Origin of the sequence: Mycobacterium sp. (assembly GCF_049608025.1) — a bacterium.
Lineage (GTDB): Bacteria > Actinomycetota > Actinomycetes > Mycobacteriales > Mycobacteriaceae > Mycobacterium.
Genome location: NZ_JBMYXC010000076.1, coordinates 1 through 13415, shown reverse-complemented (window position 1 = coordinate 13415; position 13415 = coordinate 1). Strand labels below are relative to the sequence as shown.

The 13415-nt window shown below is 65.8% G+C and carries 11 protein-coding genes, 1 tRNA gene and 2 pseudogenes; 2 read left to right on the top strand and 12 right to left on the bottom strand.

The features are described from left to right. From ACPGXI_RS16835 to rpmE, 5 genes and pseudogenes are all read right to left on the bottom strand, one after another. A pseudogene (locus ACPGXI_RS16835) lies at window positions 1-169 on the bottom strand (undecaprenyl-phosphate alpha-N-acetylglucosaminyl 1-phosphate transferase); the annotation flags it as partial. A gap of 69 nt (window positions 170-238) precedes the next feature. Then, on the bottom strand, window positions 239-901 hold the full coding sequence (locus tag ACPGXI_RS16830; protein WP_526654961.1) for an L-threonylcarbamoyladenylate synthase: 663 nt from the start codon (window positions 899-901) through the stop codon (window positions 239-241). A gap of 12 nt (window positions 902-913) precedes the next feature. Further along, entirely contained in the window at window positions 914-1756 is an 843-nt protein-coding gene (gene prmC, locus ACPGXI_RS16825; protein WP_526654959.1) for a peptide chain release factor N(5)-glutamine methyltransferase, read from the bottom strand. Between the two features lie 10 nt (window positions 1757-1766). Next, window positions 1767-2840, bottom strand: a complete 1074-nt coding sequence (gene prfA, locus ACPGXI_RS16820) for a peptide chain release factor 1 (RefSeq protein ID WP_526654957.1) — start codon at window positions 2838-2840, stop codon at window positions 1767-1769. A gap of 111 nt (window positions 2841-2951) precedes the next feature. Beyond that, the gene (gene rpmE, locus ACPGXI_RS16815; RefSeq protein ID WP_526654955.1) at window positions 2952-3206 is read right to left on the bottom strand and encodes a 50S ribosomal protein L31; all 255 of its coding nucleotides are present in this window, start codon (window positions 3204-3206) and stop codon (window positions 2952-2954) included. 231 nt (window positions 3207-3437) lie between these two features. Here rpmE and ACPGXI_RS16810 point away from each other — a divergent pair, with 231 nt between their 5' ends. Further along, window positions 3438-4064, top strand: a complete 627-nt coding sequence (locus tag ACPGXI_RS16810; RefSeq protein WP_526654953.1) for a TetR/AcrR family transcriptional regulator — start codon at window positions 3438-3440, stop codon at window positions 4062-4064. A gap of 55 nt (window positions 4065-4119) precedes the next feature. On the opposite strand, the gene rho is transcribed toward ACPGXI_RS16810, so the two are convergent. The 6 genes from rho to argS form a co-directional block, all read right to left on the bottom strand. Beyond that, window positions 4120-6141 (bottom strand): transcription termination factor Rho, encoded by a 2022-nt coding sequence (gene rho / locus ACPGXI_RS16805; protein WP_526654951.1) that lies wholly within the window; start codon window positions 6139-6141, stop codon window positions 4120-4122. A 362-nt stretch (window positions 6142-6503) separates the two neighbouring features. After that, on the bottom strand, window positions 6504-7448 hold the full coding sequence (gene thrB, locus ACPGXI_RS16800) for a homoserine kinase (protein WP_526654949.1): 945 nt from the start codon (window positions 7446-7448) through the stop codon (window positions 6504-6506). Between the two features lie 11 nt (window positions 7449-7459). Further along, window positions 7460-8545 carry a threonine synthase gene (thrC, locus tag ACPGXI_RS16795; RefSeq protein ID WP_526654947.1) on the bottom strand — a complete coding sequence of 362 codons (1086 nt, stop codon included), beginning with the start codon at window positions 8543-8545 and terminating at the stop codon, window positions 7460-7462. Next, window positions 8542-9858 carry a homoserine dehydrogenase gene (locus ACPGXI_RS16790; protein WP_526654945.1) on the bottom strand — a complete coding sequence of 439 codons (1317 nt, stop codon included), beginning with the start codon at window positions 9856-9858 and terminating at the stop codon, window positions 8542-8544. Before ACPGXI_RS16790 ends, thrC begins: the two co-directional genes overlap by 4 nt. 3 nt (window positions 9859-9861) lie before the next feature. Then, window positions 9862-11241, bottom strand: a complete 1380-nt coding sequence (gene lysA / locus ACPGXI_RS16785; protein ID WP_526654963.1) for a diaminopimelate decarboxylase — start codon at window positions 11239-11241, stop codon at window positions 9862-9864. 35 nt (window positions 11242-11276) lie between these two features. Continuing rightward, entirely contained in the window at window positions 11277-12929 is a 1653-nt protein-coding gene (gene argS / locus ACPGXI_RS16780; protein WP_526654943.1) for an arginine--tRNA ligase, read from the bottom strand. A 104-nt stretch (window positions 12930-13033) separates the two neighbouring features. On the opposite strand from argS, the gene ACPGXI_RS16775 reads away from it, so the two are divergent. After that, window positions 13034-13109: transfer RNA gene (locus ACPGXI_RS16775), tRNA-Arg, on the top strand. 118 nt (window positions 13110-13227) lie between these two features. Here the strand turns inward: ACPGXI_RS16775 and ACPGXI_RS16770 are convergent. Next, window positions 13228-13415, bottom strand: a pseudogene (locus ACPGXI_RS16770) (hypothetical protein); the annotation flags it as partial.

Genomic DNA, 13415 nt, shown 5'->3' with positions numbered 1-13415 from the left:
ACCGCCTGGCCAGCACCCGGACCCAGCCGGTGGCCAGATAGGTGACAATCGCGGCGGTCAGACCGACCAGCGCCAGCTCACGCAGCGGGACGCCTGCGCCCCGGTCGGAGAGCGCCATCAGGGTCGACGACAGTGGCTCGGTGGGCACAGCCGCGAGCGGCTCCAACATCGTCGCCGTGATCGGCTCCGAGATCGTCGCCGTGATCATCGCTGAACCGTAATGCACGAAACTCAAAGATCAATCCGTCTGCGTGGTGAGGGCGGCCGCCTCAATACCCAGTACGCCGGCGATGGCGTCGACTGTCACCGGCCCCGGCCGCAATATGCGGGGATGCGTGCCGGTCAGGTCGACGATGGTCGATGCGGCCTGCTGCTCGGCGGGCCCACCGTCGAGGTACACCTCGACGAGATCGCCGAGTTGCTCGCGCGCCTCCCCGGCAGTGTTCGCCGCAGGACGTCCCGAGATGTTCGCGCTCGACACAGCCATCGGACCGACCTCCCGCAGCAGCTCGATGGCCACCGGGTGCAGGGGCATGCGCAGCATGACGGTGCCATGCGCGTCTCCGAGGTCCCATTGCAGCGATGGCGCCTGGCGAACCACCAGGCTCAGCGCTCCCGGCCAGAACGCCCGAATCAATTCGTGTGCGCCCCGCGGGACCGAGTAGACCAGGCCCTGGATCGTGTTCCACGACCCGACCAGCACCGGAACCGGCATGTCACGGCCACGGCCCTTGGCCGACAGCAGCGCCGCCACCGAGTCGCTGTCGAAGGCATCGGCGGCGATGCCGTACACGGTGTCGGTGGGCATCACGACGAGACGGCCACCCTTGAGCGCGCTGATTGCCGAAGCAATGCCCGCCTCACGCTGTACAGGATCGGCGCAGTCGAACAGTTCTGTCATGCCAGGAGCCTCTCACCCACCGCGTACCGCGGTCACGAAGCGAGGCCGACCGGTGAAGTCCTGCCGTGCGCTGATTTCGACGAATCGTCCTGTGCGGGCGAAGGCTTCGACGGTGCGGTCGGAGGTGGTGTCGTCGTGCTCGACGGCGCAGAACCCACCGGGACGCAGCAGCCGAGCGGCCACGCCGACAATGTGGTCGACCACCGCCATGCCGTCGCCCCCACCGAACAGTGCGTGCGGCGGATCATGCTGAGCCACTTCGGGTTCCAGCTCGGCGAGGTCGGGGATATAGGGCGGATTAGCCACCAGCAGATCGACGGAGCCGTCCAGTATGTTCAGCAGATCCGGTGCGCGCACGTCGGCGCGCACCAGCTCGACCCGGGTGCCTGCGACGTTGTGTCGGGCATACGCCAGCGCGTCGTCGGAATCGTCGACGGCAATGACTCTGGCCCCGGGCCAGTGGTGCCACAGTGCGAGCGCCAGCGCGGCGGAACCGGTACAGAGATCTATGACCAGCGGGTGTTGCGATAACGGTTGGGTGATAGCCCATTCCAACAGAGCCTCGGTCTCCGGTCGCGGAATGAACACGCCCGGCCCGACCTGCACGGTGACCGAACCGAACGCGGCGCTGCCAGTGATGTGTTGCAGCGGCACGCGCTCGGCGCGTTTGGCCACCAGGCGTTCGTAGCGTTCGACGAAGTCCGCGCCGGGTTCGACCAACGTCAGCCGGCCGCGGTCGGTGCCGGCGACGTGGGCAGCCAGCAGTTCGGCGTCCGCGCGGGGGGATCCGACTCCGGCCCGCGCCAGCGCCTCCGTCGCGGCATCGATCACCTGATGCAGCTGACGGGTTCTCATCATCGCGTCGTCACGTGCTCTGCAGCCTGGACTGCTTGTCAGCGTCGGCCAGCGCGTCGAAGAGGGGATCCATGTCGCCTTCGAGCACCTGGTCGAGGTTGTGCGCCTTGTAGTTGATGCGGTGATCGGCGATCCGATTCTCCGGAAAGTTGTACGTCCGAATCCGCTCGCTGCGGTCGACGGTGCGGATCTGGCTGGCACGGTCGGCCGAGGCGTCTGCCGAGGCCTGTTCCTCGGCCAGCGATTGCAACCGGGCGGCCAGCACCTGCATCGCACGCGCCTTGTTCTGCAGCTGCGAGCGCTCGTTCTGGCAGGTGACCACGATGCCGGTGGGCAGATGGGTGATTCGCACCGCCGAATCGGTGGTGTTGACGCCTTGGCCGCCCTTGCCCGAGGACCGGTACACGTCGATACGCAGATCAGACTCGTCGATCTGGACCTGCGCCACCTCAACAGGTTCGGGGTAGACGAGAATACCCGCCGCGGAGGTGTGCACCCTTCCCTGCGACTCGGTGACGGGCACCCGCTGCACCCGATGCACGCCGCCCTCGAACTTCAGCCGAGACCACACACCGTCGGTGGAGTCGCCCTTGCAAGCGATCGACAACGTCGCGTCCTTATATCCACCGAGGTCGGAGGTCGTCTCGTCGAGAACGGTGACGTTCCAGCCGCGCCGCTCGGCGTAGCGGATGTACATTCGGGCCAGGTCGGCGGCGAACAGTGCTGATTCTTCACCGCCCTCACCGGACTTGACCTCCATCACAATGTCGTCGGCGTCGTGCGGATCCCGAGGTGCCAGCAAGTCGGTGAGTTGGGTATCGAGCTCCAGCACGGCTGAGGTGAGCTCCTCGACCTCGGCAACGAAAGAGTCGTCGGCGGCCGCCAGTTCGCGGGCGGCTTCCAGGTCACCTCGAGCCGCTTCGAGCTTGCGGTAGGTAGCGACGATAGGCGACACCTGGGCGAAGCGACGGCCCGCCTTTCGCGCAGCGGCCGGATCGGCGTGCAATTCGGGATCGGCGAGGCGCAGTTCCAAGTCAGCCTGCTCAGCGAGAATCGCATCGATCGCCGGTGCGGTATCAGTCACCTCGCCTCCTTTGACAACGCGCTCTGCAGGCCCGATCGAATCTCGTGCTCCTACCCACGAAACGGCGCCCGGCCTGCGCAAAGAGCGGCAGAGCGGGCGCCGAGCGGAGAGCTACTTGTCGCCGGCGGCCTTGGTTTGTCCCGCCGCCGCGCTGGCTCCGGCGCGCTTGCCGTAGCGCTTCTCAAAGCGGGCGACCCGACCGCCGCTGTCGAGGATCTTCTGCTTGCCGGTGTAGAAGGGATGGCACTGCGAGCAGACCTCTACGGTGATCTGTCCACTCTGCTTAGTGCTGCGGGTCGCGAAGGTGCTTCCACAGCCGCAGAGCACAGTGGTATCGACATAGTCAGGGTGAATGCCCGATTTCATGGTTTCCTCTTCGATCGTGGGCCCCGGGTCGCCTCTCCCGGCCTGGGAGGATGCGGCGTGAACCGGAACCGAGGTGTCGGCGTCCGATTATGCCAGGTCAACCGCCAGTGGCCTAAACGTGCGTCCGGACGGGCCTATTCCCCGGCCTCCCCGCCTGCACACCGATATTGCGGTAGATGTCAGCCAACGCGCATCGCCCACCAGCAGCCCCACGTTTGCGAAGATAGTGGCGTGAGTGTGGAAGCCGCGACGAAGCCTGAAACGCCGGCCAGGTCCGTTCGGGATCGCTTGATCGATGCCGCCGAACAGTGCCTGACCGCCAAAGGGATTCGCGCAACCACCGTTTCCGAAGTGGCCGCGGTCGCCGGAGTCAGCCGGGGCTGGCTCTACCGACACTTCCCTGACAAGTCCGAACTGCTCGGCGCGGCCATCGTCCGGCTCCATGACGCGTTCTGGACCGAAGCACGCAACCGCCTGAACGCCGCCAATGGCCTCGACCGGCAGATTCTCGCCGGTGTGGAGTTGGCGCACACCGCCTCGGAAGCCCCAGGCGCGTTGGTCCTCAAACTCCGCCAAGAGGAACCGGAGGCGTTCACAGCATGCGTGGGCCTGGGCGTCCGCGGGCTGATCCCCGAGATCGCCGCGTTCTGGGAGCCATACCTTCAAGCTGCGATCGACGGCGGTGAAATCCATCCCGACACCGACTGCGCGGAATCGGCCGAATGGATCGCGCGGGTAACCACCAGCATGGCGACCGTCCCGAGCGAGCATTTCGATCCAGAGGACCCGGATTCGGTGCTGCGTCACGCGCGTCGCTACATCGTCGCTGCGCTGCGCTGCGATCCCGCCGTGAGCTGAGCGCGATTTCGGTGCAGTTGGTCACGCTCAGCATGACAAACTGCACCGAAATCGCTCAGTCGCCGTCGTTTCCGCCGGGTGTGTTCTTCGACACCTGCACCAGGAACTCGTAGTTGTTCTTGGTCTTGCGCAATTGACTCATCAGCAGATCGATAGCCTGATGGGGATCCAAACCGGACAACACCCGGCGCAGCTTGTGCACCACGGCGAACTCATCGGTGGACAGCAGCAACTCGTCCTTGCGGGTGCCCGACGGGTTCACGTCGACAGCGGGGAACACTCGTCGTTCGGAGATCTTGCGGTCCAGCTTGAGCTCCGCATTGCCGGTCCCCTTGAACTCCTCGAAGATCACCGTATCGCCGGTGGATCCGGTCTCGACCATGGCCGTGGCGATGATCGTGAGTGAGCCGCCCTCTTCGATGTTTCGCGCAGCGCCCAGGAAGCGCTTCGGGGGATACAGCGCGGTCGAGTCGACACCACCGGAGAGGATCCGGCCCGATGCCGGCGACGCGTTGTTGTAGGCGCGACCCAGCCGGGTGATCGAATCCAGCAGCACGACGACGTCCTTGCCCTGTTCGACGAGGCGCTTCGCCCGTTCGATCGCGAGCTCAGCTGCCTGTGTGTGGTCGGACGGCGGACGGTCGAAGGTCGAGGCGATGACCTCACCCTTGACCGATCGCTGCATGTCGGTGACCTCTTCGGGGCGCTCGTCGACCAGCACCACCATGAGGTGGCATTCCGGGTTGTTGTGGGTGATCGCATTCGCGATGTCCTGGATGATCGTCGTCTTGCCGGCCTTGGGCGGCGACACGATCAGCGCACGTTGCCCCTTGCCGATGGGCATGATCAGATCGATCACCCGGGTGGTCAGCTTGTCGCTGGTGGTCTCCAGACGCAGCCGCTGGTTCGGATAGAGCGGAGTGAGTTTGGTGAACTCGGGCCGCTTCTTGGCCTCTTCCACCGGCTTGCCGTTCACGGTGTCCAGGCGCACCAGCGGATTGAACTTCTGCCGTTGGTTGGACGTCTCCCCCTCTTTGGGCACGCGGACAGCCCCGGTGACGGCATCGCCGCGGCGCAGACCGCTCTTGCGCACCATGTTCATCGAGACGTAGACGTCGTTGGGCCCGGCAAGGTAGCCGGAGGTGCGCACGAACGCGTAGTTGTCGAGCACGTCGAGGATGCCCGCCACGGGCTGCACGACGTCGTCCTCGCGCAGTTCGGTGTCGCGGTCGCCACCTCCGCCATCACCACCACGCTCACGCCGCTTGCGGTCCCGGAATCGGCGACCGCGCCTGCCCTGCCGGCCTTCGCCATCGTCGTCGGAGTTGCCGCCCCGGTTCTGACCACTCTGCTGGTCAGAATTGTCACCGCGGTTGTCGGTATCTCTGTCGGACTTCCCGGCCTTATTGCTGTTGGCCCCGTTGGCCGGGGCACGTCCGCCATCCCGCGTGTTCTGATCTTTGCCCTGCTCAGCGCCGCGGGGGCCGCCCGCGCCGCGCGAGGCCGAACGACGATCCCGTCGCTGCTGGGAGGGCTGGGACTCAGCGTTGTCCTGCTCGGGCGCGTCACCTGCTGCTGCGTCGCCCTTCGCCTCACCGGCGGCTGCGTCGCCCTTCGCGCCGCCCTTCGCCTCACCGGCGGCTGCGTCGCCCTTCGCGCCGCTCTTCGCGTCACCGGCGGCTGCGTCGCTCTTCGCGCCGCCCTTCGCCTCAGCAGTGGCTGCGTCACCGTTCGCGTCACCGTCACTGCGGCCGGTGGATTCGCCACGGCGCTCACGGATGGCGGCGATCAGCTCGCTCTTGCGCATTCCGGAGGCGCCTTCGACGCCGGTCTCTTTGGCAAGGGCACGCAGTTCGGGCAAAACCATGCTGGTCAAAGAGCCTCGCCGATCGCCCGATGCGCCACCAGCCGGGCTCTCCGCGGCGGGTGTGCTCTCCGCGGCGGGTGTGTTCTCCGCAGCGGGCGTCACGACTGGCGCGCTGGACTCCGCGGACGAGGTGGCGTCTGGGGTACCGGCGTCCGGCAGCTCACTGCTATCGGTGCTGCCACCAGCGGTGATGAGGTCCGTATCAGTCACGGATTTCCTTTCTTCCCTCGCTGATCGAGTCGCGCGGGGGTTATTTGCGTTCAGCCGAACCGCTGAACGCGGGAGTCACACCATTGCCAATCGCAATGGTGATCACCAGGTTTCGCCGAAAAGGCAAACCGTCAGTCCACAAATTTGAACACCTGAAAGAGGGCGAACGTCCTAGTGTCGGCGCTGCTTGAGACGCTGCGATTGCTGGACGAGAGCGAGAATAACCCGCATCCGGGCCGGAAGCAACAATCGGCGTGATTCACGTGTTGCGCGTGTTACTGACCACAGTGTCACCGGACCATAGCCACTGAACACTACGTTTGAACACTACGTTACTGAAGGCTATGGCCGAGTACTGCAAACTACGGCCGAGCCGCCATCCCGGCCGTCCACTTGACACCGTCGGCGACCGCCAGCCTGCGCACGGCGAAGCCGGCGTCGCGACCGTGCTTGAGGGCCGCTTCCGGAAGGTCGGCCTCGGTGCTCAAGGCCAACACGGCAGGACCGGCCCCAGACAGCACCGCTGCCACTCCGCAGCGCCGCAGCATCGCCAGATATTCCGCGGAGCCCGGCATGGCGGCTGCACGCTGTGGCTGATGCAACACGTCCTCGGTCGCCGCCAGCAGCAAGTCCGGTCGCTCCGTGAGCGCGACGACAAGCAGCGCTGCCCGACTCAGGTTGAAGCGTGCATCGGTATGGCTGACCTGTTCGGGCAGCAGAACCCGGGTCTCTGCGGTCGACGAACGCAGCTGCGGGACCGCGGTGAACACGTTGATGTCATGGTGCAATCGGATGGGCACGGCCCCGTAGCGGGGAGTATCGGCGTCGGCCTCGGTCCAGGACACAACCGCGCCGCCGAGCACAGCGGCGGCCGCGTTGTCCGGATGCCCCTCGAACTCCGATGCAACCTGAATCATCGCCTCCGGCGACATTGGGTTCGAACCACCCTGTGCCGCAAGGCCGTTAGCGGCAGCGAGACCGCCGACTACGGCCGCGGCCGAGGAGCCGAGCCCGCGGGAGTGCGGAACGTCGTTGCGGCACCGAACGATCAGGCCCGCCACAGCCAACTTGGTCTCCCGCAAGCCCCGCTCGATCGCACGCACAACCAGGTGGGACCCGTCCAGCGGGACATGACCGGACCCTTCGCCTTCGACTTCAACAACGAGCCCGGAGTCCGTTGTCTCAACCATGATCTCGTCGTAGACACTCACCGCGAGGCCCATGCTGTCGAAACCAGGGCCCAGGTTGGCGCTCGAGGCTGCGACGACCGCGGTGGCTGTCAGCCCGGGCGGCAGTGTGTTTGTCACCGAAGTCCGTTCTAGACCAGGCCGAGCTTGGCGACGACGGCGACCGGGTCGACCGGCACCGGGATGACCGCCGGCATGCCCTTCAGGGCGGTGTCGGGGTCCTTGAGTCCGTTGCCGGTGACGGTGCAGACGACGGTGGAGCCCTTGGCGACCCAACCGTCTTCGATCGACTTCAGCAGACCGGCGATGCTCGCGGCGGAAGCGGGTTCGACGAACACTCCCTCGGCCCGGGCCACCAGATGGTAGGCGGCGAGGATCTCGTCGTCGGTGGCGGCGAGGAAGCGTCCCCCGGATTGCTGCTGGGCTTCCACCGCGGAGGTCCAAGACGCGGGCGAACCGATCCGGATGGCGGTGGCGATTGTCTCGGGTTCGCTGACCGGTTCGCCGAAAACCAGCGGTGCGGCGCCGGCAGCCTGAGTGCCCAGCATCCGCGGCAATCGGCCGGCCAGACCGTCCTGGTGGTACTCGGTGTAGCCCTTCCAGTAGGCCGTGATGTTTCCTGCGTTGCCGACGGGCAACGCATGCACGTCGGGCGCATCGCCAAGCACGTCGACGATCTCGAATGCTGCGGTCTTCTGACCTTCAATGCGAAACGGATTGACCGAGTTGACAAGTGACACACTCGGGAAGTCCGCGGTGAGCTTGCGGGCGAGTTCGAGACAGTCGTCGAAGTTCCCGTCGATCTGGATGATCTTGGCACCGTGCATGACGGCCTGCGCGAGCTTGCCCATCGCGATCTTGCCCTGGGGCACCAGTACAGCGCAGGTGATACCGGCGCGCGCGGCATATGCGGCCGCCGACGCCGAGGTATTTCCCGTCGACGCACAGAGCACTGCCTGCTGGCCGCGGGCCATCGCCTCGGTCACGGCCATCGTCATGCCGCGGTCCTTGAACGAACCGGTCGGGTTGAGTCCCTCGACCTTCAGATGCACGGTGCAGCCGGTGTGTTCGGAAAGCCGAGGTGCCGGGAGCAGCGGTGTGTTGCCCTCGCGCAGAGTGATCGGTGTCCAATCGTCCCCGATCGGCAACCGCTCGCGGTAGGCCTCGATCAGGCCCGGCCAGGGCTGATGCACGGCTCGGGGTGCTGTGGTGCTCACTCGGTGGTCCCTTCCATCCGAAGGACGCTGTTGATGCTCTGAACCACGTCTAGGTCAGCCAGCGCCGCAACAGTTTCCGACAACGCGGCGTCGGTCGCCTGGTGGGTCACCACGACGATGCGGGCACCGCACCGTTGGCCATCCTGGTCGACCATGCCCTCCTGGCGCACCTCGGCGATGCTGACCTCGCGCTTGCTGAACTCGGCGGCGACAGCCGACAGCACACCGGTGCGATCCGCGACGTTCATGTTCACGTAGTAGCGGGTCGGGATGAATCCGATAGGCGCGACCGGCAACTTGGCATACTTGGACTCGCGGGGTCCGCGACCGCCCTGTACCCGATTTCGGGCGGCCATCACGAGATCGCCCAAGACTGCCGACGCCGTCGGCGCACCGCCGGCGCCCTGACCGTAGAACATCAATCGGCCAGCCGCCTCAGCTTCAACCACCACGGCGTTGAAGGCGCCGTTTACCGAGGCCAGCGGATGATCCAGGGGTACCAATGCCGGATAGACGCGGGCCGAAACACGCTCCTGCCCTTCATCTGTGGTGATCCTTTCGCAGATCGCCAGCAGTTTGATAGTGCAGCCCAGCGCGCGCGCGGATTCGAAGTCGGCGGACGTGACCTTGGTGATGCCTTCGCGATAGACGTCGTCCGCGGTGACCCGGGTGTGGAAGGCGATCGACGCCAGGATGGCTGCCTTCGCCGCGGCGTCGTAGCCCTCGACGTCCGCGGTGGGATCTGCCTCGGCGTATCCCAACGCACCGGCATCGGCCAGTGCATCCGCGTAGCCCGCGCCGGTGCTGTCCATCTCGGAGAGGATGTAGTTCGTGGTGCCGTTGACGATCCCGGCTACCCGAAGCACGGTGTCCCCGGCCAGCGACTGGGTAAGTGGGCGAATGACCGGGATGGCCCCGGCAACGGCAGCCTCGAAATACAAATCTGCGCGGGCATTCTCGGCGGCCTGGGCGAGTTCGCCGGCGGACACCGCCATCAGCGCCTTGTTGGCGGTGATCACGGACTTGCCCTGCTCCAGAGCAGTGAGGATCGCTTTGCGGGCTGTTTCGACGGGTCCCATGACCTCGACGACTATGTCGACGTCGTCGCGGGAGACCAGTTCCTCGATGTTGTCGGTCAGTAATTCGACAGGGACGCCACGATCCTCGTCCACTCGCCGAACCCCGATGCCGCGGACCACCAGGGGTGCACCGATGCGGGCAGTCAGGTCCGACGCGCACTCCTCAATGATCCGCACCACCTGGCTGCCCACATTGCCCAAACCCAGGACGGCTACCCCGATTGCGTTAGTCACCGCTCACCTCACTTCCAGACTCAACAGATCATCGACGGTTTCCCGGCGCAGAATCAGGCGTGCCCGGCCATCGCGCACAGCCACCACCGCCGGTCGGCCGATCAAGTTGTAGCGGCTCGACATCGAATAGCAGTATGCGCCGGTCGCGGCCACGCCCAGCAGGTCCCCCGGGGCGACGTCGCCGGGCATCCATGCGTCGCGCACCACGATGTCGCCGCTCTCGCAATGCTTCCCGACGACGCGAGACAGCATGGGCGCGGCCGCACTGACCCGCGACAGTAACCGCACGTCATACTCGGCTCCGTAGAGCGACGTTCGGATGTTGTCGCTCATCCCGCCGTCCACACTGACATACCGTCGGTGCCTGTCGGATGCCACAGCGACGTCTTTGACGGTGCCGACTTCATAGAGAGTGATGGTGCCCGGTCCGGCGATGGCGCGCCCCGGCTCAACCACCAGCACGGGCGCGGGCAGTCCCACGGCGGCGGACTCATCGCGCACGATCGCCTGGAGTTTTTCGGCGAGGTCATTCATCGGCGGCGGGTCGTCTTGCGGGAGGTAGGAGATGCCCAGCCCACCACCAAGGTCGACGATCGCGATCTGCGAGGTCTTGTCCACCCCGAAATCGGCGACGATGTCCCTGAGCAATCCGATGACCCGGTGGGCCGCCAACTCGAAGCCCGCCACATCGAAGATTTGGGAACCGATATGGCTGTGCAGACCGACCAGGCGAAGATGGTCAGTCTCGAAAACCCTTCGTATCCCCGCCATCGCAGCCCCACTGGCCAGCGACAGCCCGAACTTCTGGTCCTCGTGGGCGGTGGAGATGAACTCGTGGGTGTGCGCCTCGACGCCGACGGTGACCCGCACGAGCACGTCCTGGACGGTGTCGGCCGCACCGGCGATCCGATCGAGCCGCTCGATCTCGGTCATGGAGTCCAGCACCACGTGACCGACACCGTCATTGACCGCAGCGGTCAGTTCTGCGACCGATTTATTGTTGCCGTGCAGCGCTATTCGCTCGGCCGGAAAGCCGGCGTGCAGCGCCACGGCGAGCTCTCCCCCACTGGCGACGTCTAGGGAAAGGCCCTCTTCGTCGACCCAGCGGGCTACCTCGGTGCACAGGAACGCCTTGGCCGCGTACCGGACATGCTCGCCGCTGCCGAAGGCCGCCGCGATGTCGCGGCACCGGGCCCGGAAGTCAGCCTCGTCGATGACGAAGGCCGGTGTGCCGAACTCCGCGGCGATTTCGGTAACCGGCACGCCGGCAATCGATACGACACCATCGTGGTCGCGAACAGCGTTGTGCGGCCAGACATTAGCAGCGAGTTGGAGAACGTCTGCAGCGTTGAATGGACGGTCGGGAGCCCCGCCGAGGTGTATCTCCTCGGCATGGCGGGGGCCGGCCGGGTGCGCGATCACATCCGCTCCGGGGCACTGACGCCGAGGATTCCCAGCCCGTTGCCGATGACCTGGCGGGTGGCCTGGCACAACGCAAGACGTGCGGTGTGGAGCTCCCCCGGCGCCTCATCGCCCTGCGGAAGCACCCGGCATGAGTCGTAGAACCGGTGGTAGTCGCCGGCGAGGTCCTCCAGGTAGCGCGAGACGCGATGGGGCTCGCGCAGATCGGCGGCCGTCTTCAAGACTCGGGGAAACTCGCCGACGTTGCGAATCAGCGCACCTTCCTTGTCGTGGGTCAGCAGGTCGAGATGCGCGGTGTCGGGCGCGATCCCCAGTTCGGTGGCATTGCGCGCCAGTGCCGAAAGCCGCGCGTGCGCGTATTGCACGTAGTAGACCGGGTTTTCGGTGGACGCCGAGGACCACAACTCCAGGTCGATGTCGATCGGTGTGTCGACCGAACTGCGGATCAGCGCATACCGGGCGGCATCCACCCCGATGGCGTCCACAAGATCATCGAGCGTGATCACGGTGCCCGCCCGCTTGCTCATCCGAATCGGTTGTCCGTCGCGGACCAGGTTGACCATCTGGCCGATGAGCACCTCGACTGTGCCGGGGTCATCGCCCAATGCTGCGGCGGCAGCCTTCAGGCGGGCGATGTAGCCGTGGTGGTCGGCGCCCAGCATGTAGATGCACAGATCGAAGCCGCGCTGACGCTTGTCCAGGAAGTACGCCAGATCACCCGCGATGTAGGCGGGCTGACCATCGCTCTTGATGACCACGCGATCCTTGTCATCACCGAAGTCTGTGGTGCGCAACCAGACTGCGCCGTCCTTCTGGTAGATGCTGCCGGTCTCACGTAGCTTGGCAATCGCCTGCTCCACGCGGCCGGACGTGTGCATTGAGTCTTCGTGGGTGTACACGTCGAAGTCGGTGCCGAATTCGCGCAACGATTTCTTGATGTGATCGAACATCAGTTGCACACCGATGGAGCGGAATGTCTCACGCATCTCGGCATCGGGCATGTGCAGCGCTGCGGGTTCCTTGGCGAGGACCTGGGCCGCGATGTCACCGATGTAGGCGCCCGCGTAACCGTCCTCGGGGGCGGACTCGCCCTTGGCGGCGGCAATGAGCGAGGCGGTGAACCGATCGATCTGGGCGCCGTGGTCGTTAAAGTAGTACTCGCGCACCACCGTGGCGGCTTGAGTGCTCAGCAACCTGCCCAAAGCATCGCCGACAGCGGCCCAACGGGTTCCGCCGATGTGGATCGGTCCGGTCGGATTGGCAGAGACGAACTCCAGGTTGACCTGCACGCCGTCCAACTCAGACGAGTGTCCGTAGGCAGGACCGGCGGCGATGACGTTTCCGACGATGACGTTCTGCGCAGCCGCTTCCAGACGAAGGTTGACGAACCCCGGCCCGGCCACGTCCGCGGCGGCAATGCCGTCCTGATCGGCCAGTGCTGCGGCGAGCCAGCCGGCCAGGTCGCGCGGGTTGGCGCCGACCTTCTTGCCGAGTTGCAGCGCAAGGTTGGTCGCGTAGTCGCCGTGTTCGGGGTTTCTGGGACGCTCGACGGTGACGACCGCGGGTAGGGCGGCGAAATCGAGGTCGCGCTCGGCGAGCACCGCGGCGGCGGTCGTCTTGAGCAGTTCAGCCAGATCGGCGGGGGTCACGGGGGTCCATCCTATGGTCTCGGGCAGCGCGCCCCGAATCCATTTCCGGTCCTGGCCATGCGCTAGGCTGACCAGGCCCATCGGCGCAGTCAGTTCTCCCCTGCGCCCCCGTAGCTCAGGGGATAGAGCGTCTGCCTCCGGAGCAGAAGGCCGCAGGTTCGATTCCTGCCGGGGGCACCACCTGAAATATAGCTTGACCTGCGCCGAAGCGGGCCCGCCCCTTGGTCGGCGACTATTACTCTTGGCCTCAGTGTCACGAGCGTGTCACAACTCACACGTCACTCCCTCAGTGTCACGATCACAGGCCGGACGGCACGACCTTGCCGTTAACCGTCACCTCAACCTCGCCAGTTTTGGGGTCGAACGTGATCTTGCCGTACTCGAACGTTGTCACGAGCAGATCACCGACAGGGTTCTCATCGCTGGTCGGTACGCCCAGCGGGCCTGGCGAGCCGTTCTTGCCCGCTGGGTCGGGAACGCCATCCG

Bases quoted from the DNA above. Each gene is read 5' to 3' on its own strand.
- ACPGXI_RS16830 (WP_526654961.1), bottom strand. From the start codon at position 901: ATGACAGAACTGTTCGACTGCGCCGATCCTGTACAGCGTGAGGCGGGC.
- prmC (WP_526654959.1), bottom strand. From the start codon at position 1,756: ATGAGAACCCGTCAGCTGCATCAGGTGATCGATGCCGCGACGGAGGCG.
- rpmE (WP_526654955.1), bottom strand. From the start codon at position 3,206: ATGAAATCGGGCATTCACCCTGACTATGTCGATACCACTGTGCTCTGC.